This window comes from Streptomyces sp. PTL18 (genome assembly GCF_059510295.1).
Genome location: NZ_JCAJZO010000009.1, coordinates 49,385 through 71,878, shown reverse-complemented (window position 1 = coordinate 71,878; position 22,494 = coordinate 49,385). Strand labels below are relative to the sequence as shown.

Annotated in this window: 19 protein-coding genes; 7 read left to right on the top strand and 12 right to left on the bottom strand. The window is 71.6% G+C overall.

Features of this window, described 5'->3' with window-relative positions:
* Positions 1-32 precede the first annotated feature (32 nt).
* Complete coding sequence (locus tag AC5WS8_RS18965; RefSeq protein WP_496104594.1) at positions 33-1,286, top strand: styrene monooxygenase/indole monooxygenase family protein; 1,254 nt, start codon at positions 33-35, stop codon at positions 1,284-1,286.
* On the opposite strand, the gene AC5WS8_RS18960 is transcribed toward AC5WS8_RS18965, so the two are convergent.
* From AC5WS8_RS18960 to AC5WS8_RS18945, 4 genes are all read right to left on the bottom strand, one after another.
* Complete coding sequence (locus tag AC5WS8_RS18960; protein WP_496104593.1) at positions 1,259-2,095, bottom strand: coiled-coil domain-containing protein; 837 nt, start codon at positions 2,093-2,095, stop codon at positions 1,259-1,261. The two genes, AC5WS8_RS18965 and AC5WS8_RS18960, sit on opposite strands and share 28 nt — an antisense overlap.
* 101 nt (positions 2,096-2,196) lie before the next feature.
* Complete coding sequence (locus AC5WS8_RS18955) at positions 2,197-2,547, bottom strand: DUF8847 domain-containing protein (protein ID WP_496104592.1); 351 nt, start codon at positions 2,545-2,547, stop codon at positions 2,197-2,199.
* Positions 2,548-2,557: 10 nt separating this feature from the next.
* A complete protein-coding gene (locus AC5WS8_RS18950; protein ID WP_496104591.1) occupies positions 2,558-3,283 on the bottom strand; it encodes a TetR/AcrR family transcriptional regulator in 726 nt (241 codons plus the stop codon).
* A gap of 79 nt (positions 3,284-3,362) precedes the next feature.
* On the bottom strand, positions 3,363-4,292 hold the full coding sequence (locus AC5WS8_RS18945; RefSeq protein WP_496104590.1) for an AurF N-oxygenase family protein: 930 nt from the start codon (positions 4,290-4,292) through the stop codon (positions 3,363-3,365).
* A 138-nt stretch (positions 4,293-4,430) separates the two neighbouring features.
* Here AC5WS8_RS18945 and AC5WS8_RS18940 point away from each other — a divergent pair, with 138 nt between their 5' ends.
* The gene (locus AC5WS8_RS18940) at positions 4,431-5,537 is read left to right on the top strand and encodes a ferritin-like domain-containing protein (RefSeq protein WP_496104589.1); all 1,107 of its coding nucleotides are present in this window, start codon (positions 4,431-4,433) and stop codon (positions 5,535-5,537) included.
* A 400-nt stretch (positions 5,538-5,937) separates the two neighbouring features.
* Here AC5WS8_RS18940 and AC5WS8_RS18935 read toward each other — a convergent pair whose 3' ends face one another.
* The 5 genes from AC5WS8_RS18935 to AC5WS8_RS18915 form a co-directional block, all read right to left on the bottom strand.
* Entirely contained in the window at positions 5,938-7,413 is a 1,476-nt protein-coding gene (locus AC5WS8_RS18935; RefSeq protein ID WP_496104588.1) for a penicillin-binding transpeptidase domain-containing protein, read from the bottom strand.
* Positions 7,410-8,783 (bottom strand): FtsW/RodA/SpoVE family cell cycle protein, encoded by a 1,374-nt coding sequence (locus AC5WS8_RS18930; RefSeq protein ID WP_496104587.1) that lies wholly within the window; start codon positions 8,781-8,783, stop codon positions 7,410-7,412. The genes AC5WS8_RS18935 and AC5WS8_RS18930 overlap by 4 nt, the downstream gene beginning before the upstream one ends.
* A 49-nt stretch (positions 8,784-8,832) precedes the next feature.
* Positions 8,833-10,113 carry an ATP-binding protein gene (locus AC5WS8_RS18925; protein WP_496104586.1) on the bottom strand — a complete coding sequence of 427 codons (1,281 nt, stop codon included), beginning with the start codon at positions 10,111-10,113 and terminating at the stop codon, positions 8,833-8,835.
* The gene (locus AC5WS8_RS18920; protein ID WP_496104585.1) at positions 10,110-10,889 is read right to left on the bottom strand and encodes a hypothetical protein; all 780 of its coding nucleotides are present in this window, start codon (positions 10,887-10,889) and stop codon (positions 10,110-10,112) included. Before AC5WS8_RS18920 ends, AC5WS8_RS18925 begins: the two co-directional genes overlap by 4 nt.
* Before the next feature lie 139 nt (positions 10,890-11,028).
* Positions 11,029-11,535 carry a protein-tyrosine phosphatase family protein gene (locus tag AC5WS8_RS18915; protein ID WP_496104584.1) on the bottom strand — a complete coding sequence of 169 codons (507 nt, stop codon included), beginning with the start codon at positions 11,533-11,535 and terminating at the stop codon, positions 11,029-11,031.
* Between the two features lie 97 nt (positions 11,536-11,632).
* Between AC5WS8_RS18915 and AC5WS8_RS18910 the strand changes: the two genes are divergently transcribed.
* On the top strand, positions 11,633-12,436 hold the full coding sequence (locus AC5WS8_RS18910) for a nuclease-related domain-containing protein (RefSeq protein WP_496104583.1): 804 nt from the start codon (positions 11,633-11,635) through the stop codon (positions 12,434-12,436).
* Positions 12,437-12,466: 30 nt separating this feature from the next.
* On the opposite strand, the gene ligD is transcribed toward AC5WS8_RS18910, so the two are convergent.
* Positions 12,467-13,348 (bottom strand): non-homologous end-joining DNA ligase, encoded by an 882-nt coding sequence (ligD, locus tag AC5WS8_RS18905; RefSeq protein WP_496104582.1) that lies wholly within the window; start codon positions 13,346-13,348, stop codon positions 12,467-12,469.
* 71 nt (positions 13,349-13,419) lie between these two features.
* Between ligD and ku the strand changes: the two genes are divergently transcribed.
* The 3 genes from ku (at position 13,420) to AC5WS8_RS18890 (ending at position 17,772) form a co-directional block, all read left to right on the top strand.
* Positions 13,420-14,445: a non-homologous end joining protein Ku gene (ku, locus tag AC5WS8_RS18900; RefSeq protein WP_496104581.1), complete on the top strand. Its 1,026-nt coding sequence runs from the start codon at positions 13,420-13,422 to the stop codon at positions 14,443-14,445.
* A 99-nt stretch (positions 14,446-14,544) separates the two neighbouring features.
* Positions 14,545-15,027: an SLATT domain-containing protein gene (locus AC5WS8_RS18895; protein ID WP_496104580.1), complete on the top strand. Its 483-nt coding sequence runs from the start codon at positions 14,545-14,547 to the stop codon at positions 15,025-15,027.
* Between the two features lie 387 nt (positions 15,028-15,414).
* Positions 15,415-17,772 carry an MFS transporter gene (locus AC5WS8_RS18890; RefSeq protein WP_496104579.1) on the top strand — a complete coding sequence of 786 codons (2,358 nt, stop codon included), beginning with the start codon at positions 15,415-15,417 and terminating at the stop codon, positions 17,770-17,772.
* Positions 17,773-17,876: 104 nt separating this feature from the next.
* Here AC5WS8_RS18890 and AC5WS8_RS18885 read toward each other — a convergent pair whose 3' ends face one another.
* Positions 17,877-18,335, bottom strand: a complete 459-nt coding sequence (locus AC5WS8_RS18885; RefSeq protein ID WP_496104578.1) for a DoxX family protein — start codon at positions 18,333-18,335, stop codon at positions 17,877-17,879.
* A 916-nt stretch (positions 18,336-19,251) separates the two neighbouring features.
* Between AC5WS8_RS18885 and AC5WS8_RS18880 the strand changes: the two genes are divergently transcribed.
* Complete coding sequence (locus AC5WS8_RS18880; RefSeq protein ID WP_496104577.1) at positions 19,252-20,355, top strand: pyridoxal phosphate-dependent aminotransferase; 1,104 nt, start codon at positions 19,252-19,254, stop codon at positions 20,353-20,355.
* Here the strand turns inward: AC5WS8_RS18880 and fxsT are convergent, their stop codons facing one another.
* Complete coding sequence (gene fxsT / locus AC5WS8_RS18875) at positions 20,356-22,488, bottom strand: FxSxx-COOH system tetratricopeptide repeat protein (protein ID WP_496104576.1); 2,133 nt, start codon at positions 22,486-22,488, stop codon at positions 20,356-20,358.
* Positions 22,489-22,494 lie beyond the last annotated feature (6 nt).

The window sequence follows — 22,494 nt, the reverse complement described above, 5'->3', positions numbered from 1 at the left end:
GAACGAGCCAAGAGATAGGGAGCACCACCCGTATGCGGAAGATACTCGTCGTCGGAGCCGGCCAGTCCGGACTCCAGCTCGCCCTCGGCCTCCAGTCGCACGGGTACGACGTCACCCTGATGTCCAACCGGACCGCGGACGAGATCCGTACCGGCCGGGTCATGTCGACGCAGTGCATGTTCGACACGGCGCTGCAGCACGAACGCGACCTGACGCTGAACTTCTGGGAGTCCCAGGCCCCGAAGATCGAAGGACTCGGCGTGTCCGTCGCCGCCCCCGGCTCGTTCGACCCGGGCCCCTCGCAGCGCGCGATCGACTGGGTGGCGAAGCTCGACGGGTACGCGCAGTCGGTCGACCAGCGGCTGAAGATGGCCGGCTGGATGGAGACGTTCGCGCAGCGCGGCGGCCAGCTGGTCATCCACGGCGCGGCGGTCTCCGACCTCGACTACTTCTCCCGTACCTACGACCTGGTGCTGGTGTCGGCCGGCAAGGGCGAGCTGGTGTCCATGTTCGCCCGGGACCCCGAGCGCTCCCCGTACAGCGAGCCGCAGCGCGCCCTCGCCGTGTCGTACGTCCACGGCCTCGGCCCGCGTCCCGAGCACCCGGACTCCGACGCGGTCCGCTGCAATCTGGTCCCGGGCGTCGGCGAGCTGTTCGTCATGCCGACGCTGACGACCTCCGGCCGCGCGGACATCCTGTTCTGGGAGGGCATACCCGGCGGCCCGCTCGACGTCTTCAACGGCGTCAAGGACCCCGGCGAGCACCTCTCCCTGACCCTGGAACTCATGGAGAGGTTCACGCCCTGGGAGTATGCGCGGGCCACCAAGGTGGAGCTGAGCGACGCGGGCGGCACGCTGGCCGGGCGGTACGCGCCCACCGTCCGCAAGCCGATCGGGCGGCTGCCCGGTGGCGGTCTGGTGCTCGGTGTCGCCGACGTGGTCGTGGCGAACGACCCGATCACCGGGCAGGGCTCCAACTCCGCGGCCAAGTGCGCCGCCGCGTATCTCGCCTCGATCCTCGAACAGGGCGACAAGGAGTTCGACGAGGCGTGGATGCAGCAGACGTTCGACCGCTACTGGGAGACGGCGCGCCACGTCACGAAGTGGACCAACGCCATGCTCGGGGCGCCGCCGGAGCATGTGCTGAACCTGATCGGGGCGGCCGGGGCGATGCCGCCGGTGGCGCACCGGATCGCCAACGGGTTCAACGACCCGTCGGACTTCGAGAACTTCTTCTACGAGCCGGAGAAGGCCGAGGCCTACCTGGCATCGGTGGCCGGCGCCTGAGCCGCCTGAGCTGACGCCCCCGGGCGCACGGCCCCTGCCGAGGGGGACGCGGCGACCGGGGACTGCCGGGCCGACGCGGCCGCCTCCTGCTCGGACCGGGCCAGGGCGGCCAGCTGCTCGGGGGTGAGCGAGACGAGCAGCTTCTCGATGTCCTTCAGCCGCTGTTCGACGTCGTCCCGCGCCCTCTTCTGCCGGTCGGTGAGGGAGAGCTGGTCGTCCAGCGCCGCGCGGGCCGCGCGGGCCAGGGCGTCGGCGCTCCGCTCGGCGCCGGTCAGCTGGTTGACGGTCGCGGCCCGCTCCCGCGTCAACCGGCCGATCAGATGGCCCACGTCGAGCGCACGCTGCGGATCACGGGCGAACAGCAGGCGCACGTACGGGGAGAGGGACGTGCTGCTCTGGTACTGCTGCCGGGCCAGCCGGCCGGCCTCGACACGGCTGTTCTGCAGTTCGAGCCGGACCCTGGCGAGCTGCCCGTCGAGCCGGTCCACGTCCGCCTGGCGCTGCTTCAGCTTCTCCGTGGTCGCGTCGTAGGCCTCGGTGGCCTGCTCCGCGGCGCGGTAGCGCTGCTGGAAGTCCGCCAGGATCTGCGCGACGGGACGGGACTCGGGCCGGACGGTGCCGGGGGCCGGGTCCGGCCGGGGCGTGGTGCTCGGTGCGGGGTCCGGTCGTGCGGTGGTGCTGTTCGCGGGGTCCGGTCGTGCGGTGGTGCCGGGAACGGGGTCCGGGACGGCGACCGCGGGCGCGGTGGCCAGCAGGGCCCATGCGGTCACCGCCGCCGTACCGGCCAGGCGCAGCAACCGTTCTGACATGTCATCACCTCCGGTGCCGGGTGGTCCCTCCACCTCGCACCGGCAGGATGAGTCGGGTGCGGCCCGTGCGCGCGCCGAGTGGCCGGTTCGGCGCAGTGAGGTCACTCATGGGCGGTGTCCGGACCCTCGCCCGGCGTGGCGCCCGGCTTTCGGCGCGGCTTCGACCACGGCCACCGCGGACGGCCGGCGGTGTCCCCCTCCGGGTCGTACTCGTACTTCCAGCCCGGATGGAGACCGAACCGGCCGCGCGGTCCCGCCGGGACGCGACGGTAGACGAGGACGGTGGGCGGACCTCCCCCACGCTCGGCTTCGCTCGCGCGGAGGGACCCCCACGCCGCGTCCGGGACGGGCACACGGTAGGTCTGCGGCGGGTGCCCGGTGAGGCCGAGCAGGACGGGCAGGACGCGCCCGTCCAGGGGGCCGCCGACGAACGGGGTGTCTTGGCTCTTCATGGCACCAGTGTCACAGCAGGTGACCGGCGTCGCCGAGGACGGGAAGGACGCGCCGGGCCAGGGCGCCGACCGGGCCGTCCGCACTCTCCAGGGCCAGGGCGGAGCGCACCACGGCGGCGGTCTGCGCGTCGCGTGCCGCGGTGGCCACCAGACAGGCCACGAACTGCTCCACCAGCCGGTCCCGCAACTCCTCGACCGGGGGCTGCTTGTCCTGGTCGAGCCAGATGAGGGAGGCCGCCTCGACGGAGGTGATCCACATCCGTACCGTCATCCGCAGCCCGGGGCCGGGTTCGTCGACGCCCAGATGGCTGAGGATGTGCTCGGCCGCGGCCCGGCGTACGCCGTCGACGATGGCGGTGGTGCGGGACGTCTCGGCCACGCTGCCGCCCTGGAGGAGGGCGCTGAAACCGGCGTCGTGCCGGGCGACGAAGGCGAGGTAGCGGTCGAGTGCGCGGCCGAGGCGGTGGCTGAGCGGTCCCTCTTGGCGTTCGGCGAAGCACTGCCTGAGGTCGTCGGCGGCGGAGCGCAGGGCGGCCTCGTAGAGCTGCTGCTTGCCGCCGGGGAAATAGCGGTAGACGAGGGGACGGGAGACGCCGGCCGCCTCCGCCACGTCGTCGAGGGTGACCTCCTCGGGGGCGCGGTGCGCGAAGAGGGTGAGCGCGGCGTCGAGGAGCTGACGACGCCGTTCTTCGACGCTCAGGCGACGGTACGCGCGCGTGGGTGCCTCGGAGGTCATGTTCGCAGCGTAACCGTAGCCGCCGTAGCCGCGGGCAGCCGTGCCTCCCCCAGTGCCTCACCGGCCTGGGGCCCCGGGGCTATGCCAGCAACCCCGAGGACCTCCACAGCCGTCGTCCGACACCCCTCAGCACCCCGATGTCGTCCAGGAAGTCCGTCAGCCTCTTCGCTCCCGCCTGCATGATCTCCCGGCGGTGGCCGCTCGCCCTCACCTGGGCCACGGCCTCCCGCCGGTCCAGGCCCACGTTCGTGTAGACCTCCGGGTTCACGAAGGCCACGGAGAACACCCGTGCGAACTCGCCGGAGGTGATCCGTGTGAACTCCTGCGACCACCGCGGAGCGGTCAGCATCTGGCGGCGCAGTTCCTCGCGCGCGTAGCGGACGTGGCGGGCCTCCTCGACCACGTGGATGCGTGTGACCCCGCGGATCAGCGGCTGCACCCGCTCGTCGGGGAACGTCAGCCGCTGCATCCAGTCCAGGACCTCCTCGCCGAGCAGCGTCGCAGTGAAGGAACCCGGTGTGGTCGAGATCGTCTTGAAGACGCGGCCCAGGTTCCGGTGCGCCCGGCTCACCGGGTACCAGGGCGTGTCGCCGTGCGCGATCAGCCGGGCGAACATCTTCGAGTGCCGGCACTCGTCCTCGATCTCGGTCAGCGCGTAGCGCACGTGCGCGCTCGTCGCCGCCTTGTCGTAGATGTGCCGGACCAGCAGCTGCATCAGGATGATCTCGAACCAGATGCCGAGCGAGGCGAGCGCCGCCGCCTCGTGCCGGGAGAGCAGCATCCGCTGCTCCTCGCTCATCCGCCGCCACAGCGGTGTGTCGTACAGCGACACCAACTCCGGGGGCCAGAACCACTTTCCTTCCTGGTGCGGCGCGTCCCAGTCCAGTTCCTGGTCCGGGTCGAAGGAGTGTCTGGCGGAGGAGGCGAGGAGTCGCTCCGCCACCTGCTCCCGGTCCCTGAGCAGTCCGAGCGCGTCCCGCAGCACGTCTGCTTCCGTCACGGTCGTCATCGCTGTGCCCACCCACCTCGTCGTACGGGCCGCCTGTCACCCGTGGTCCCGGTCTTATGAGACTGCTTGTCAGCAAGAACGTCAATCCCTTGCGCTCCACTTGTTGACGCGGCGTCTACCTCATGTGAGCGTGTGCTCATGCCGACGTTTGAGCTGTACGCCAAGGAGCCGGGGGACCCCCTCTGGCAGGTGCCCGCGAGTGGCGCGGCCCGCTTCAGCTGGGAGTACGACGACGGGCGCGACCGCCTGCTCGCCCTGTACCAGAAGGGCAAGGACAAGCAGTGGGACGGGCAGAAGCGGATCGACTGGGACCTGGAGGTCGACCCGCACGACCCGCTCGGCACGCCGGACGAGGCGATGACCCTGTACGGGACGCCGTACTGGGCGAAGATGACCGACGAGGACAAGGGCGAGCTGCGCAAGCACTACGCCTCCTGGCAGTTCAGCCAGTTCCTGCACGGCGAGCAGGGTGCGATGGTGTGCGCGGCGCGGATCGTGGAGTCCGTCCCGGACCTGGATGCGAAGTTCTACTCGGCGACCCAGACGATGGACGAGGCGCGGCACGCGGAGATCTACGGCCGCTTCCTGCACGAGAAGATCGGGATGCTCTACCCGATCAACGACAACCTCCAGGCGCTGCTCGGGGACACCCTGCGGGACAGCCGGTGGGACATGCCGTACCTCGGCATGCAGGTGCTCATCGAGGGCCTGGCGCTCGCCGCCTTCGGCATGATCCGCGACACCACGGACAAGCCGCTGCCCAAGCAGATCCTCGCGTACGTGATGCAGGACGAGGCACGGCACGTGGCGTTCGGCCGGATGGCGCTGCGGGACTACTACAAGCAGCTCACGGACGCCGAACTGCGCGAGCGTGAGGAGTTCGTCATCGAGGGCTGCTACCTGATGCGGGACCGGCTGCGCGGAGTGGAGGTGCTGGAGAACTTCGGCATCCCCAAGGCCGAGGCGGATCAGCTCAGCGAGCGCTCCGAGTTCCTCCACCTGTTCCGCCGGTTGCTGTTCAGCCGGATCGTCCCCTGTGTGAAGGACATCGGCCTGTGGGGCAAGCGCCTCCAGCAGGCCTACGTCGACATGGGCGTCTTCGAGATGGGCGACTCGAACCTGGACCTGCTGATGGCCCAGGACGAGGAGATCGCGGAGAAGCTGGACGCGGAGCGCTTCGCGGCGGAGGAGAAGGAGCGGGTGGCGGAGGTGGCGGAGGCGATCGATGCGGGGGCGGAGGGGTGAACGGGGACGTCGAACGCACGGGGCGAGGCAGACGTGGTACGTCCCCAAGGACGTCGTCCTGGCAGTCGGGGTCGTCTTTGAGGACTGCGAGGAACGCGACCGTGAGATCGGACCCCGCAGGTACGCGGGGCCCGCATCCGTCGCTTCCGGCGTGTCGAGGAGAACGGCGGGCTGCCTGTCGTCTACGTCCATGAGCTCGATCCGGCGACAGCTCGTACGCCGTCACGCCGTCACCGGCATTCACCACGACAAACTCGGGCTGGCCGTCCCGTTCCCCTCGAGGTCGACCTCACCGCCGTCAACCGCCGGCCACCGGTCGCGCCTTCCCCGGCGGGAACGACGTCCGCAGAGTTGGTCGGCCGGACCCTCGGCACCATCCCCGTCTCAGCAGTCGGGCCCGTCAACGCGCGGTCCGCGCCGTGGAGTTCAGGACCGCCTCCATCACCGCCTTCGCGATCGGCGCCGCGTCCCCGCCCCCGCTGACCTCCCCCCGCCGGCCCGCCGCGTCCTCCACGACCACCGCGACCGCCACCGCCGGCTCCAGCGCGTCGTCCGCCTGCGCCCAGGAGATGAACCAGGCGTACGGCTTGCCGGAGTTGTCGACGCCGTGCTGGGCCGTACCCGTCTTGCCGCCCACTCGGGCACCGGGGATCGCCGCGTTACGACCCGTGCCCTCCTGCACCACCTCCGTCATCATCTCCCGCAGCTGTTCCGCGGTGGTGGCGTTCATCGCCCGGTGCAGGGTGCGGGGTGTGGTCGTGGAGACCGTCTCGCCGTCCTTCGTGGTCGTGCGTTCCACCAGGTACGGCGCCTTCACATCGCCCCCGTCGGCCACCGTCGCCGCGACCATCGCCATCTGCAGCGGTGTCGCCCGGGTCTCGTACTGCCCGATCGAGGACAGCGCCAGCTGGGAAGCGTCCAGCTTCTCCTCGAACCTGCTCGGCGCCACCGCGAACGGCACCCTCGGTTCCCGCTCGTTGAAGCCGAAGTCCGCCGCCGTGCCCGCCATGCCCTTCAGCCCCACCTCCACGCCCAGCTTGGCGAACACCGTGTTGCACGACCAGGTGAAGGCGTACCGCAGCGACGCGTCCGCGCAGTCGTCGGTCTCGTTGGTCAGCTCTGTCGTCGTGCCGGGCAGCCGGTAGGGGTCGGGGGAGTCCGTCGGCGCGTCGAGGTCCGTCACCACCCCCGCCTCGAGGGCCGCCGCGGCCGTGACCACCTTGAACGTCGAACCGGGCGGATATGTCTGCCGGATCGCCCGGTCGAGCATCGGCCGCGCCGCGTCCGCGTTCAGCCGCTTCCAGGCCCGGGCCACGGCCGACGACGTCCCCGACAGCTCCCCCGGGTCGTACGACGGTGTCGAGACCAGCGCCAGGATCCGCCCCGTCGTCGGTTCCACGGCGGCGACCGCGCCCGAGCGTCCGGCCAGCCCCTGGTACGCCGCCCGCTGCGCCGCCCCGTTGAGGGTGGTGACGACATGGCCGCCGGGGACGCGCTTCCTGAGGACGCCGTTCCACAGGGGGAACGGATCGAGTTGCGGGTCGGTGCCCGACAGCAGCGCGTCCTCGGTGTGCTCCAGCAACGTCGTCCCGTACGCCTGGGAGGCGAAGCCGGTGACCGGCGCGTACAGCGGCCCGTCGGTGTAGGTGCGGGTGTAGCGGAACGTGCCACCGGTGTCCCGGGACCCGGTCACCGGGCGGCCGTCGACCAGGATGTCGCCGCGGGGACTGCCGTACCGGGCGATCGTCTCCCGCCGGTTGGCCGGATTGCCGCCGTAGCTGTCGGACTCGAGGATCTGCACCCGGGTCGCATTCGCCAGCAGGGCGACCAGCAGCACCGCGCACAGGGCCGCCGCCCGGCGGATGTACCGGCTCACGACGGTCCCGTCCGGTCGTACTGGCTGCGGGCCGAGTCGCTGATCCGGATCAGCAGCGCCACGATGACCCAGTTGGTGACCAGCGACGAGCCGCCCTGCGCCAGGAACGGCATCGCCATGCCCGTCAGCGGGATCAGGCCCGTCACCCCGCCCGCGATCACGAACACCTGGAGCGCGACGATCGACGCGAGCCCCACGGCGAGCAGCCGCCCGAAGGGATCCCGCAGTGCCAGCCCGGCCCGGTAGCCGCGCTCCACCAGCAGGGCGTAGAGCAGGAACACGGCGGAAAGGCCGGCGAGGCCGAGCTCCTCGCCCGCCGTCGCCAGGATGAAGTCCGACTTCACGGCGAAGCCGATCAGGGCCGAGTGGCCGAGGCCGAGGCCGGTGCCGAGCGCGCCGCCGGCGGCGAACGCGAACAGCGACTGGGCGAGCTGGCCCGCGCCCCGGCCCGCCTCGATCGACGCGAAGGGGTGCAGCCAGTCCTGGACCCGGGCGTGCACATGCGGCTCCAGGCGGCCCACGGCGAACGCGCCCACCAGCGCCAGCAGCAGCCCGACCGCGATCCAGCCGGTGCGGCCCGTGGCGACGTACAGCAGCACCACGAACAGCCCGAAGAACAGCAGCGAGGTGCCGAGGTCGCGCTCCAGGACGAGGACGCCGACGCTCAGCAGCCAGATCGCCACCACCGGTCCGAGGACCCGCCCGGTGGGCAGCTGCAGCCGCCACACCCTGCGGCCCGTGAACGCCAGCGCCTGCCGGTTGGCGGCCAGGTACCCGGCGAAGAACACCGCGAGCAGCAGTTTGGCGAACTCGCCCGGCTGGATGGAGAACCCGGCGACCCTCAGCCAGATACGGGCACCGTTCACCGCCGGGAAGAAGATCGGCAGGGTGAGCAGGGCCAGCGCGCCGCCCCCGCACAGATAGGTGTAGCGCTGGAGCACCCGGTGGTGGCGCAGCAGCAGGACGACGGTGGTGAACAGGGCGACGCCGAGCGTCGACCAGGACAGCTGGGCGGGGGCCGCCCGGTGGCCCGGGGTCTGGAGGTCCAGGCGGTAGATGAGCACCAGGCCGACGCCGTTCAGCAGCACCGCGATGGGCAGCAGCAGCGGATCGGCGTACGGGGCGCGCAGCCGTACCGCGCCGTGCGCGAGCAGCGCGAGCGCGCCGAGCCCGGCGCCGTAGCGGAGTGCGCCGGGCGGGAGGGCGCCGTGCCGGGCGAGGCCGACGGCGCAGTACCCGTACACCGACAGCAGCACGGCGAGGACGATCAGGCCGAACTCGGTGCCCCGGCGCCGGGGCAGACGCAGGGCGGGGGCGGGGGCGTCCGCCGGCGTCACGGTCCCCGCTCCTGGCGTTCCGGGCTGGATCATGTGCGGAACGTAGCAAGCGATGAGCGGTATGTCCCGTTTGCCAGGGCTGTCAGCTCGTTCCGGTACTCCTTGGGGTCGCCGGCAGGGAGAGCGTGGCCACGGCCCCGCCGCCCGGCGCGTTGGAGAACTCCAGCCGGGCGCCCAGCACCTCCGCCTGCCCGAGCGCGATCGTCAGCCCCAGGCCGTGCCCCTTGGCGCCGCCCTCGGTGCGGAACCGCTGCGGTCCGTGCGCCAGCAGGTACTCGGGATAGCCGGCCCCGTGGTCCCGTACGGTGACCAGCGGACCGTCGACCGTCAGCACCACCGGGTCGCGCCCGTGGCGGTGCGCGTTCGCCACCAGATTGCCGAGCACCCGCTCCAGCCGCCGCCGGTCGGTCTCCACGCGCGCGTCCCGCACCACCCGCACCTCGACCGGGGTGCCGGCGGCCCGCACCACCCGCTGCGCCAGCGGCGCGAGCCGCTCGTCGGCCAGCTCCAGCCGTTCGCCGCCCGCGTCCAGGCGGGAGATCTCCAGCAGGTCCTCGGTGAGCGTGCGCAGCGCCGCCACCCGGTCCCGCACCAGCTCGGTCGGCCGCCCGGGCGGCAGCAGTTCGGCCGCCGCGTGCAGCCCGGTCAGCGGGGTGCGCAGCTCGTGCGCCACATCCGCGGTGAACCGCTGCTCGGTCAGCAGTTTGCCCTGCAGCGAGGCCGCCATGGTGTCCAGCGCGCCCGCGACCGCGGCCACCTCGTCCTGGGGGCGCGCCGGGTTCCTCGCGCGCCGGTCGTTCACGCGCGCGTCCAGGTCGCCCGCGCTGATCCGCCGGGCCACCCGCGCGGTCGCCTGCAGCCGCCGGGTCACCCGGGTGACCGCGAACGCTCCCACGCACAGCGTCGCGCCGCTCGCCAGCGCCGACGACCACACGATCGCCTCGTCCAGGGCGTCGATGATGCGGGCGCCCTGCGCGTAGTCGACCTGCACGGCCAGCGCCCGGCCGCCGTCCGCCGGGCCCGCCGCCCACATCGTGGGCTGTGGATCGCGGGTCCCGACCATGGTGCCGCGGTATCCGTCCGCCGCCAGCTCCCGCAGCGGCGCCGGCAGCCCCGGCGGGTCGACGCCCGCGTCGTGCGGCAGCCGGTCGCCCGCCTGGTACGCCTGCGTCGCCTCCGACAGCCGGGCCAGCGCCCGGCCGCGGGCCTCACCGACGGTCCGGTCGGTGACCTGGACATGGACGAGCACACCGAGCAGCGCGGCCAGACCGCAGCACATGACGGTGATGAAGGCGGCCGCCTTCCAGGTCAGCGTGGCGGTCCAGTGCGGCAGCCGGCCGAGTGTGCGGCCGAGGGGTCTCATCGGGCGCTCTCCGACGGGACGGGCGCCACCGAGGGGGAGGAGGGCGGGACGGGCACGCGGGGGGCGGACGGGGCCGGTGTGACCGGCCGGCGCGGGGGCGCGGTGCCCACCCGCACGATCTCGTCCCGGGTCGCCAGCATCGCGTGCTGGTGCGGATCCCAGGTCCACTCCGTGCGGAACTCGTAGCCCGGCAGCGTCGAGGGCGAGCGGATGATCAGGGTCCGGCCCGCCAGCTCCACACTGATCACGCTGTCCGAGGTGCCCATGACCTGCACCAGCCGGTGGTGCTCGACGGTGTACACACGCACCGCCAGCTGGTCGTCCGGGAAGCGGATGCCGAGCACCATGTCGTCCTCGCCGTCGCCGGTGAGATCGCGGTAGTACGCCCGCAGCACCGGGCACTGCCGCGCCGGCGGTCCCGTCCCGCCGCAGTCCTTCAGCCGCTCCCGCGTCTCGGCGTACGCCGCGTGCGGGCCCGAGTAGGCGTCCGGGTGCGCGGCGACCTCGGCCCGTACGACGTCCAGGGGATCCACCCGGTGGATGTCATCACCCGGAACGGTGATGCCCTTGACGGTCTCGGTGACCGCCTCGCCGTAGTCGAGGGCGGGCGTCGAGGCGGGCGGCAGCTGCGGCCACAGCCGCACGGGACCGACGGCGGTGGGGGTCGGCCCCGCGCCGCGCAGGGCACCGGAGTCGCCGCAGCCCGCCAGCAGCAGGGCGGCCACCGCCACGCCGAGGGCCGTGCGCGCGGGAGTGCTGCGGAACGCCGCGTGCACGGGACGGCTGTGGGACGCCGTGCGCACGCGGCGGCCGCGGAAGGCCGGGCACACACGACGGCTGCTGGGGCACACGGGGACATCCGTCCTTTTTGCTCACCTGATGACCGGTTGTTCACTCTACGACCGGCCAGTGAGGTTACTCCGCGAGTTCCTCCAGGAGACGGGCGGTGTCCAGACCCGCCCGCAGGTACTCCACGAACAGCTCGTTGTGCAGCGCCCAGGGGCCGCGCCGGGCGCGGATCATCCGGATCGCCTCCTCGGCCGTGTGACCGGCCCGCACCAGCGCATGCGCCACGACCAGACCCGAACGGTTGTACCCGTGATAGCACCGGACGAGCACCCGCCGGCCGTCCTCCAGCGCGTCGTCGGCGGCCTGCGCCAGCCGCATCACGCCGGCGAGCTGCGTTCCGTCCAGCGGACCGTCGGGGATCGGCCAGACATGGTGCTCGACCCCCTCGTCGGGCCCGTGCCCGGGCAGCCGCAGCAGGGTCAGCACCAGGTCGAACTGGTCACGTACGACGGCGAACTCCCGCTCCCCGGAGCGCCCCCTGAACTCATGGCCGCCCATCCACAGACCGGGCACGATCTCGCTCCACGGGGCGTCGGGAGCCGGAACATCGGGTTGCTTTCTGCGGGTCCGCAACGGCGCCTCCCACCGAGTCCCCAACTGCTCACAAAGGTAGCCGGGTTCTTGCCCCCGGAGCACCCCGCCTGTTCCCATGGACGAGGGGTGATGGTGCATGGACGGACTGCGTGTCGTACCGACCTGGCGGCACGGACAGGAACGCCTGTACGTGTGCGGCACCGACGGGCGGAACATCGCCTGGTACGACCGGGAGACCGGCCGGGTCAACCTGCTGAGCGAGGACCTGCGCGAGGACGTGCTCGACACGCTCGGCCCGTTCCTGACGGGCCCGGTGACCGTGGGGCCGCCCCCCGTGCCCACCCCCGCGGAGCTCGCCCGGCTCACCCTCCACCCCGACGACGACCTGGCACCGAACCGGCCCGGCGAGGCCCTGCTGATCGCCCTGGACCGCGACCCGGCCCCCGCACACCGGCTGCGCCCGGACCCACGGCGCCGGGCGCTCGCCGCCGAGCAGGCGGTCGGTGAGGCACTGGACGGCCTGGAGGGCGCGGGCTGGCGCACCCTGCACTCGGTGCCGCTGCCCGGCGGCGACCGCATCCACCACCTGGCGATCGGCCCCGGCGGCCTGTTCGCGGTGTGCTCTCTTTGCGCCCGCAGACAGCGCGTCCGCGTCGCCGACCCGATGGTGAGGCTGGGCCGCCAGGAGCCGTGGCCGCTGCTGCGCCAGGTGCGCGCCGACGCGGACCGGGCGTCGTACGCGCTGACGGCCGAGGTGCACCCCGTGCTGGTCGTCACCGAGCCCGCCCACCTGGAGATCGCGACACCGCTTCGCGAGATACGCGTCCTGAGGGACACGGACCTGCCCGGCCTGGCCCGCTCGGGCGGCATGCTGAAGCCGGCGGACGTGGAGGCGCTGCACGCGATGGCACGGGACCGGCATACATGGGCCCGGGTGTGACGCGGGTGTGACGGTGGTGCGGGTGGGGGCTCAGGGCAGCGGCACCCCCTGCCCCGGGTCGCAGAGCGGACCCATGAGATCCCCGTAGGCCTGCAACCGGGGAGCGATGTCCGCGGCGCGGAAGACGAGACGGCCGGGCGAGGCGCAGTCGGTCACCTCCTCCCAGGTCACCGGTGCCGAGACGGTGGGCTCCGCCCGGGCACGCAGTGTGTAGGGCGTGGCGGTGGTCTTGCGGGCCGCGTTCTGGCTCCAGTCCACGAAGACCTTGCCGGGTCGCAGGCTCCGGGTCATCCGGTGGACGACGAGGCGGGGCATGGCCTTCTCCGCCTCGACGGCGAGCTGTCGGGCGTAGTCCGCCGTCCGCTGCGAAGGCGTCGGTTCCACGGTCGCGAGCAGATGCAGCCCCTTGGACCCGGACGTCTTCGCGTACGCCTCGATCCCGTCCGCCGCCAGCCGCTCCCGCAGCCACAGGGCGACCTCGCAGCACTCGACGATGGTGGCCGGTGCCCCCGGGTCGAGGTCGAAGACCAGCCGGTCCGCGATGTCGGGCGTGTCGATGCGCCACTGCGGGGTGTGGAACTCGGTGACGAGATTGGCCGCCCACATCAGACTGGCCAGGTCCTGGATCAGCACCATGCGGGCCGCACCCTCCGTACGCGGCACCTCGGCCGTCGTGACCCAGTCGGGCGTACCCGGCGGCACGTTCTTGGCGAAGAACAGCTGCCCGTCCGGCCCGTCCGGATAGCGCAGGAAGGACAGCGGGCGGTCGCGGAGATGGGGCAGCAGGGCGCTCGCGGTGGTGGCGTAGTAGTGCAGCAGCTCACCCTTGGTGAAGCCGGTCGCGGGATGGAGCACCTTCTCCAGGTTGCTGAGCGCCAGCCGCCGGCCCTCCACCTCTGTGATCGGCGTCATACGATGAGAATCCCATGGAACCCGACTCGACCCCATGAAATCCCCTGACTCATCGGAAAAAGGGGCGGAACGTGCGATCCATCTGGAACGGCGCCATCTCGTTCGGCCTGGTGAGCATTCCCATCAAGCTGATGAACGCCACCGAGAACCACTCCGTCTCCTTCCGCCAGATCCACCTGGAGGACGGCGGCCGGATCCGGTACCGCAAGTTCTGCGAGCTGGAGGACCGCGAGGTGGCGCAGGCGGAGATCGGCAAGGGGTACCAGGACGCGGACGGCTCGGTCGTCCCGATCACGGACGAGGACCTGGCGCAGCTGCCCATCCCGACCACCAAGACGATCGAGATCGTGGCCTTCGTTCCTGAGGACCTGATCGATCCGCTCCAGATGGACACGGCGTACTACCTGTGCGCCAACGGCACGCCGGCCGCCAAGCCCTACACGCTGCTGCGTGAGGCGCTGGAGCGCACGGGGAAGGTGGCGATCGCGAAGTTCGCCCTGCGGGGCCGGGAACGGCTCGGGATGCTGCGCCCGGTCGGTGACGTCCTCGCCATGCACGCACTGCTGTGGCCGGACGAGATCCGGGCGCCGGAAGGCCTGGCACCGGAGGGGAAGATCACGGTCCGGGACAAGGAGCTGGACCTGGCGGACGCCCTGATGGACACGCTGGGGGAGGTGGACCTGGACGAGCTCCACGACGAGTACCGCGAGGCGGTGGAGGAACTGATCGCGGCCAAGGCGGAGGGCAGGGAACCGCCGACCGTGCCGGAGCCCGAGGGCGGCAAGGTGCTCGACCTGATGGCGGCGCTGGAGAAGAGCGTACGGGCGGCGAAGGAGGCGCGGGGGGTCGGTGAGGCCGGGGAGGTCGGACGCCTGCCCGAGCGGAAGGCGGCGCGTGCGGAGCCGAAGGGTGCCGACGGGAAGAGGAGGGCGCCGGCGGCGACGAGGACGACGGCCGGCAGGACCACGACGAAGCGGACGTCGACGAAGCAGGCCGCGAAGACGGCAGCCGAGAAGGCTACGGCGAAGGGGTCGACGGCGAAGAAGACGGCGGAGAAGAAGACGGCGGCGAAGAGGGCTACGGCGAAGGGGGCCTAGCACAGGCCTAGCACCCCGGCAGCGGCGCACGGCCGGTACGGCGCTGTGGTCGCCGGAGTCCTTGTTTCGGGCGGGGCACGGCCAGGACACCATGTACCCATGCGCCGACGCAGACCCGACACCAGTACCTGGTCGCAGGCCCCCGACCCGGTGCTCGCCCTCGCCCGGGAGGAGCTGGCCTTCTACGAGGAGGTGCGCGACTCGGCCCGCATGTGGCACCGCGTCACCGAGCTGGGGGCCCTCGCCACCTCCTCGTCCACAGTCGTGGCGGCGGGGCTCCATGCTCCCGCCTGGCTCACCGCCCTCATCGCGGGCGGCGCCCTGTTCTTCACCGGCTTCCGGCAGGTGTTCGCGCACGGTCCCCGCTACGTCCTGGCGGCACAGTCCCGTGAGTCCCTGCGACGAGCCGTCAACCGCTATCTGCTGCTCCCCGAACCCGACCGGGACGCACGAGCGCGCCAGGACCTGCTCGCCGCCATGGAGCAGGTGGGCGACGAGGAACTCCGGCAGTGGGTCGAGCAACGGCAGGGAACGACCTTGGACGGCAACGCCCCGAACAGCGGCTCGCCCACGCTTCCCTGACCGTGGCGCCGACGCGGCCCGGGGGAGTGCCAGCGGGGCATCGAGGGGTCCGGCGCCCGGGGAACTCGCCCACCACGAGGCGCCGGTTCGGCTGCACCGGGGCCTGAGGCGCGGAGCGGACGCCGATCGAAACGTTTGCGTTTCGCTGGCTGGTTCCCTACGCTCGTGCCGGTGTACGAAACCGTTTCGGACCGATGGTCCGGACGCGCCGTCCACCTCCGGCGCGAAGGCCGGCACGGCCGTCGCCCCGGGCACCCCGGCCCGACATCCCGCACCTCCGGCGCAAAGGCGGACACCGTCGTCCTTCCCCCGCCTCGGGGGTAGAAGGCACTGAGTCACACGAGCCACTGAGCACCCGGAGCCCTTGAGCCCCGCAAGAGGGATCACATGGAATTCATCCAGACCGAAGCCGCCCCGGCCACAGATTCCGGGCCGACCCACCACCATGCCCGGCCGAAGCACCGATGGTGGGCGCTGGGCGTGATGGCCCTCGCCCAACTCATGGTGGTGCTCGACGCCACGATCGTGAACATCGCCCTGCCGTCCGCCCAGCGGGACCTGGGCTTCGACAACAACGGACGGCAGTGGATCGTCACCGCCTACTCGCTCGCCTTCGGCAGCCTGCTGCTGCTCGGCGGCCGGCTCGCCGACCTGGTCGGCCGCAAGACCACCTTCATCATCGGCCTGGTCGGCTTCGCCGCGGCCTCCGCGCTCGGCGGCGCCGCCAACGGATTCACCATGCTGGTCGTCGCGCGCGCCATTCAGGGCCTGTTCGGCGCCCTGCTGGCTCCCGCCGCGCTCTCCCTGCTCACGACGACCTTCACCGACGCCAAGGAACGCGCCAGGGCGTTCGGTGTCTTCGGCGCCATCGCCGGTTCCGGCGCCGCCGTCGGCCTCGTCCTCGGCGGTCTGCTGACCGAGTACCTGAACTGGCGCTGGACGCTGTACGTCAACGACGTCATCGCCGTCTTCGCGCTGGTCGGTGCGATCACCTTCATCACCGGTTCGGTCCCCGCCCAGCGGCCCCGACTGGACATCCCGGGCGTGATCCTCGTCTCCGGCGGCCTGTTCGGCATCGTCTACGGTTTCGCCAACGCGGAGACGCACCACTGGAGCAACTGGATGACCTGGGGCTTCCTGGCCGCGGGCGGCGTTCTCCTGCTGGCGTTCTTCCTCTGGCAGGCCCGGGCGAAGCACCCGTTGCTGCCGCTGCGCGTGCTGGCCGACCGCAATCGCGGCGCCGCCCTGTCCACGGTCCTCATCTCGTCCGCCGGCATGTTCGGCGTCTTCCTGTTCCTGACCTACTACCTGCAGGCGACGCTGGGCTTCTCGCCGGTGAGGAACGGCGTGGCCTTCCTGCCGATGGTGGGCGCGCTGATGGTGATGGCGCAGTTGGCGACCAACTGGCTGGTGCCGAAGACCGGCCCCAAGGTGATCGTGCCCATCGGCATGCTGCTGGCCGCGGGCGGCATGGTCTGGCTGACCCGCCTGGGCCTGCACAGCGGCTATGCCGCCCATGTGCTGCCGCCCCTGCTGCTGATCGGTGCGGGCCTCGGCCTGTCGATGCCCGCGGCGATGAGCTACGCGACCCTCGGCGTGCAGGCGAGCGACCAGGGCGTGGCCTCGGCGGCCGTCAACACCACGCAGCAGGTGGGCGGTTCGGTCAGCACCGCACTGCTCAACACCCTCGCCACCAGCGCCGCGACGGACTACGCCGAACACCACATGACCGACCCGCTGGTCAAGGTGAACGCCGCGCTGCACAGCTACTCCACCGCGTACTGGTGGTCGGCGGGCTTCTTCGCCTTCGCCGTGCTGGTGACGGTGCTGCTCTTCCGCCGCAGGCCGACGCCGGCGTCCGTCGCGGACCCCTCCGCCGCCCCGGCCACCCCGGAGGCCGCTGCCCCGGCCTCCGAGCCCGTGGCCGCCGCCACCGCAGCGGCCACCGACGGCTCGTCCACCGACGGCTCGTCCACCGACGACCCGGGCGGCGTGATCCGCGGCCGGGTGCGGGACGGAGCGGGCGCACCGCTGGCCCGGGCCGCGATCACCGTCCTGGACCCGACGGGTCGCCAAGTGGCCCGGGCCACCTCCCGGGAGGACGGCTCGTACACCGTGGCCACCGCCGCCCGCGGCAGCCTGGTGCTCATCGGCTCGGCGGCCGGACACCAGCCACAGGTCGCCACCCTCTCCCTGAACGGCGCCCCGATCGCCTACGACCTGGTGATGCCCGCGGGAACGGGCGCCCTGTCCGGCACGGTGCGCGACGCGGCCGGAGAGGTACTGTCCGGCGCCCTGGTGGTCGTCACCGACGAGCGCGGCGCCGTGGCTTCCTCCACGACGACGGGGACCGACGGCGCCTACCGGATCGCCGACCTCCTGCCCGGCGACTACGCGGTCACGGTCACCGCTCCGGGCCGACGCCCGGCGGCCTCCCTTCTGACCGTCACCGCCGAGGATGTCCATCACACCATCGAGCTCCGCCCCGCCGCCGACGTACGCGGCACGATACGCACGCGGGACGGCCGCCCGGCGGAGGACGCCCGGGTCACCCTGCTGGACGGGGAGGGCAACGTCGTCGCGGCCCGCTCCACGGGGCCCGACGGCTCGTACGCCTTCACGGACCTCTCCGGCGACGAGTACACGGTGGTGGCCGGCGGCTACCCGCCGGTGGTCACGCCGGTGAAGATCGACGGTCCCGGCGGTGAGCAGGTGGACGTGTTGCTGGGGCACGAGGAGATGTAGCGCGCCGTTTCGCGGCGGCCGATCCGAGCCGTGACACAACGGAGCCCCTCGTGCCTGCCGAGGGGCTCCGTGCTGCTGCGCCGACGCTCTGCCGGCGCTTGAGCCTATGAGGTGGTCGCTGGTGCCGCCCCGTCGGCCGCTGGGGTGGTCCTGCCCGTCTTCAGGAGCGTCTCGGCCGCGTAGGCGCCGGGGCCGAGGCAGGCGATCAGCAGGAACGCCCAGCAGAACAGGACGGCCGGTTCGCCCCCGTTGTCGATCGGAAACAGCGCGTTCGACTGATGAACGCTGAAGTAGGCGTAGGCCATGGACCCGGAGCAGATGACGGCCGCCGTTCGCGTGAACAGGCCAAGAGCCACCAGGGCTCCACCTGCCAGCTCGATGACTGCGGCCCACCAACCGGGCCACTGCAGGGTGGGGACCGTGCCGCCGCCATGGGCGCCGCCCAGGACTCCGAACAAGGAGGCCGCGCCGTGACACGCGAAGAGGAAACCGGTCACCAGGCGGAACACGGACTGGATGACGGGACGCACGGTGCCTAACGACCGTGCTGGTGAGAAGTTCATGGGGGTCACTCCTCGAATCTGGGGAATCCGGCGGTGATCCGGCTCGATCTCCACCATGTTCATGACATGTCAGATCTAACGCAGGGCGCAGGCCCGCGCCAGTCGCCGGAAGCTCTGTGTTTCCTCTGAAAGCCCGCTCGCCCGACCTTGAGGTGCCGTCGTGGTGATCCCCCGGGGGCCGCTGGGCTCTCGGCGGTGAAGAGGGCGAACTCCGATCCGGGCCCGTGCCGCCGCCGGCCTCCGGCCCCGGGTTCCCGCCTGGATCCGGTCGATCCGGGGCCTCTGGTGGTGTGGCTCGACCGTTGCGGGAATCCGGGGCTTCCGTTTTGGCCGTCGGAGGCGTAGGTTCCGGTTACCCCGCGACGGCGTCTTTCGGGGCGCTGGCCCGCCGATCCCGGGATGGCGGGCCGCGCGGGGGCCAATTGCCTGGTTGTGCCCTTGTCTCGGCAGCCGGCGCCCGTTGCCCGGGCGCGGGCACCATCGGCCGTGGGGTATCACCCTCACGCGACCGAGACATCTCCCGTCCCGTCGTCGGGCGGCGGGTGGACCCGTTCGGCTGTGCCGGCGTGTTCCCCGCTCGATCGGGTGCGCTCTCGGCGCCGGGCGCGGTCGGTGGATGCCGCCGTGGGGACTCCGATCCCGGACCGGCCGACACGCCCCATCGGCACGTGGCGGCCTACACGTGCCCGTGGCCAGGGGCTCGGACGCGCGGTCGGCTTGTGCGGCGTCCGGCTCCGCAGGGCAGTCGGATCCCCGGCTTTGCCCGGGGGCGGTCCGGGTATAACCGGGGTCAAGGGGGAGACCGACGCCTTGCAGCCGGCGAGAGCCGGGAGACGGCCAGAGGCGGTCACGGCGGGGACGGTCGATCTGGACACAAGGGGTGAGGGTGACCGAGCGCAATCTCACGCAAGAGGAAGTGGACGCTCTCCCATTCGAACGCAATCTGTCGGATGGCCACGCGTTCCGCTCCTGGACCGATGCCGAATCCGCCATCATCGCTGACTCGGCGCGCTTCTTCGCCGAGTCCGACCGCAGGGGCGGGCGGCGGGCCGAGGCCGAGTACATACGCCGCTACCTGAGGCTCGGGGCGCAGTCGTACATCCCGGAACACTTCACCGGGCTGATGTCCTACTCCGCCTCGATGGCGATCGAGATCGTGGCCAATGTGCTGCGTCTCAGGGGGCTTTCGGTGGCCCTGATCGAGCCTTGCTTCGACAACATCGCCGACATCCTGCTGCGCCACCGCATACCTCTTCAGCCGTTTCCGGAGACCGCGCTGACGGACGGGCCGGCCGCACTGGAGAGGCTGCTCGAGACGCTCACCGCGGACGTGATCTTCCTGGTGAGCCCCAACAACCCCACCGGTACCGTGACCGGTGAGGAGGCGTTCACCCGAATCGTCGAATACTGCCGGGCCGAGGACAAGCTCCTCGTTCTCGACGGCTGCTTCCGGGTCTACCTGTCCGACGATCAGGTCTACGACCACTACGGGATCCTCGCCGGTTCGAGAATAGACTGCGTGGTCATCGAGGACACGGGAAAGGTCTGGCCCGCGGCCGAGTTGAAGGCGCCCTTCCTCAGCGTCTCGCCGAGACTTGCCGACGCTGTCCGGAAGGTGCATTCGGACTTCCTGCTCCACCTCTCGCCTTTCACCGTCCGGCTGATCACGGAGTTCGTGCGTCTGGCGGAGGCCGACGGCGGCCGCTATTTACGTGACCTGGTCGTGAAGAACCGGACACTCTTCCAGAAAACGATCCCTGCCTCATTCCTGAGAACGGACGACACCCAGAAACTGGGCCTGGCATGGCTGGAGGTGGCCGCCGACGGACTGGACGGAGAGCGCGTCCGCGGGCTCCTCGCCGAGCGGGGCGTCCACGTCCTCTCCGGCGAGAGGTTCTACTGGTCGTCACCGCACCTGGGCCGGAGGCATCTCCGCATGGCCCTGCTGCGCGACCCGGACATCGTCGTCCGGGCCGCGGAGGCGATCGCCGATCTCTGGACCGAGCTCGGTGATCACTGATCACGGGGGTACGGGCACCTCCATGAGTGCCCGGGCCGAGCGCTGCGTGTCCGGGTGGTCCTCACCCAGCACGCGGCATCGCCGTTGCCATGTGTCCCGGTGCAGTTCGCGGGCGCGGGCGTAGTCCCCCAGGGCGCGCAGATCGTCCGCGAAGCTGTAGGCCGAGCGCAGAGTGTCGGGATGGTTGTCGCCATGCAGCCGCCGGCGCCGGTTCCAGACGTCCTCGTTCAGCGCCCGCGCCTGGGGATACTCGGCCATCCGGTGGAGGGTGATGGCCATGTAGTGCGCCGAACGCAGGGTGTCCGGATGCTCCTCGCCCAGGAGCTGCCGCCGCTGCCTCAGGACCCACCGCTGCATCTCCAGGGCTCGCTCCAGTTCGCCCAGGTCGCACAGAGTGGAGGCGAGATGGTGCGCGGAGTGCAGGGTGTCGGGGTGGTACTCGCCGAGGACCTGCCGGCGCCGCTTCCAGACCTCCTGGTTGATGTCATGGGCCTGCTCGAGCTCACCGAGCTCATACACGTCGGAGCCCAGGTAGTGGGCCGACTGCAGCGTGTCGGGATGGTACTCGCCGAGCAGGCGGCGGCGATGCCGCCACCCCTCTTCGTCCAGGGCGCGCGCCCCGGCGAAGTCCCCCAGGTCGCAGAGGTCGGCCGCGAGCTGGTGCGCCGACCGGATGGTGTCCTGATGGTCCACGCCGAGGACACGGCGCCGCCGGTCCCAGACGTCCTGGTCGACCTCCCGTGCCTGTGCGTACTCACCGAGCTCGAACAGGTTGGACGCGAGGTTGTAGCCGGAGTGGAGCGTGTCGGGATGGTCGGGGCCGAGCCGGGCCGTCCAGGACTCCTGGGTCATCCGGCAGATGTCGACCGCAGACCGGGACTGGCCGGAGACGTACAGATACCGCTGCACTTTCAGGACCAGGCTACGGAAGGCCTCCGCGTCCAGGGGGATCCCGGGCAGGGCCGCGGCGGACGACAGCAGCTCCCGGACATGCGGAACGATCAGCCCGTACTCGCGCCAGGATGCGGGGGTGTCCGGGTCGCCCGGGACGATCGTGGCGAGCAGTTCCTCGGCGGCGTGGTGGATCACCCCGCGCTCGTCGAACGGAAGCCTCGCCCTGAGCAGGGTGTGAATGAGGCGGTGCATCTGCAGGGCGTTGTCGGCGTGCCGGGCCAGCCCCAGGGTGACGATCTTGCGGACGGCCAGAGCGGCCGTCGCGGTGTCACCGAGCTGGACGCCGAACCGGGGCGGCCCGACGGCGGGGTCGGAGCCCAGCGGGATCGGCTCGGGGGCGAGAAAGGCGAGCCGGTCGAGCAGGGCGGCGGCCGCCGGACCGCCGGTCGTCACCAGTCGGTCACGGCTGGTGACGACCACCGACACCAGGCCGGGGTGCGCCGAGACGGTGCGGTCGTCCAGGCCGCTCGCGGTCGGCTGAGACCTGAGCAGCGTGAGGTAGTCGGCGGTCTCCAGGCCGGTCTCGTCCAGGAAACACCCGACCTGTTCCACCGAGAGGGGCAGATCGCCCACCGCGGCAGCGACCCGGTCCGCGTCGTCGGGTGACAGGGAAGGACAGCGGTGCGACAGCAACGTGATCGACTCGTCCCGTTCGAACTCGGTGACGTCGATGCGTGTGCCGATTCGTCCGATGCGGGGATCGCGGCTGGTGATGAGGAGCCTTCCCCCGTGGGGAGGGAGGAGGTCGTTCATGGCGCCGAGATCGTCAAGGTTGTCGTACACCAGCAGCCAGTCCCGCCTGGCCGCGAGTTCCAGCCAGAGGGCCCGGATCAACAGGGACGGCTGGACGGCGGTGAGCCCCAGATGGGAGGCCAGGGCGGTGAGGCTCGCCATGACCGCGGCGAGCTGGTCGGCGCCCACCCACCACACCAGCCCGTACTGGTCGGCGTGGCGATGGGCGTATTCGAGGGCCAGTTGGGTCTTGCCGATGCCGCCCATCCCTATGAGCGACACCACTCCCCGGTTCTCGGCGCCGCCTTCTCCCGTGTGCTGCAGGCCGGCGTCGAGGCGCTGCAGCAGGGCGGTTCGCCCGGTGAACGCCTGATTGCGCGAGGGAAGCGCGTGAATCGCCCTCGGGCGGGTGACCGGGCCGTTCGACGGCGGAGGTGCCAGATGCACATGGTC

What these genes read in the sequence shown, in the direction of transcription:
- AC5WS8_RS18965 (WP_496104594.1), top strand. Translation starts at nt 33, where the DNA reads ATGCGGAAGATACTCGTCGTCGGAGCCGGCCAGTCCGGACTCCAGCTC.
- AC5WS8_RS18960 (WP_496104593.1), bottom strand. Translation starts at nt 2,095, where the DNA reads ATGTCAGAACGGTTGCTGCGCCTGGCCGGTACGGCGGCGGTGACCGCA.
- AC5WS8_RS18955 (WP_496104592.1), bottom strand. Translation starts at nt 2,547, where the DNA reads ATGAAGAGCCAAGACACCCCGTTCGTCGGCGGCCCCCTGGACGGGCGC.
- AC5WS8_RS18950 (WP_496104591.1), bottom strand. Translation starts at nt 3,283, where the DNA reads ATGACCTCCGAGGCACCCACGCGCGCGTACCGTCGCCTGAGCGTCGAA.
- AC5WS8_RS18945 (WP_496104590.1), bottom strand. Translation starts at nt 4,292, where the DNA reads ATGACGACCGTGACGGAAGCAGACGTGCTGCGGGACGCGCTCGGACTG.
- AC5WS8_RS18940 (WP_496104589.1), top strand. Translation starts at nt 4,431, where the DNA reads ATGCCGACGTTTGAGCTGTACGCCAAGGAGCCGGGGGACCCCCTCTGG.
- AC5WS8_RS18930 (WP_496104587.1), bottom strand. Translation starts at nt 8,783, where the DNA reads ATGATCCAGCCCGGAACGCCAGGAGCGGGGACCGTGACGCCGGCGGAC.
- AC5WS8_RS18925 (WP_496104586.1), bottom strand. Translation starts at nt 10,113, where the DNA reads ATGAGACCCCTCGGCCGCACACTCGGCCGGCTGCCGCACTGGACCGCC.
- AC5WS8_RS18910 (WP_496104583.1), top strand. Translation starts at nt 11,633, where the DNA reads ATGGACGGACTGCGTGTCGTACCGACCTGGCGGCACGGACAGGAACGC.
- ligD (WP_496104582.1), bottom strand. Translation starts at nt 13,348, where the DNA reads ATGACGCCGATCACAGAGGTGGAGGGCCGGCGGCTGGCGCTCAGCAAC.
- AC5WS8_RS18895 (WP_496104580.1), top strand. Translation starts at nt 14,545, where the DNA reads ATGCGCCGACGCAGACCCGACACCAGTACCTGGTCGCAGGCCCCCGAC.
- AC5WS8_RS18890 (WP_496104579.1), top strand. Translation starts at nt 15,415, where the DNA reads ATGGAATTCATCCAGACCGAAGCCGCCCCGGCCACAGATTCCGGGCCG.
- AC5WS8_RS18885 (WP_496104578.1), bottom strand. Translation starts at nt 18,335, where the DNA reads ATGAACTTCTCACCAGCACGGTCGTTAGGCACCGTGCGTCCCGTCATC.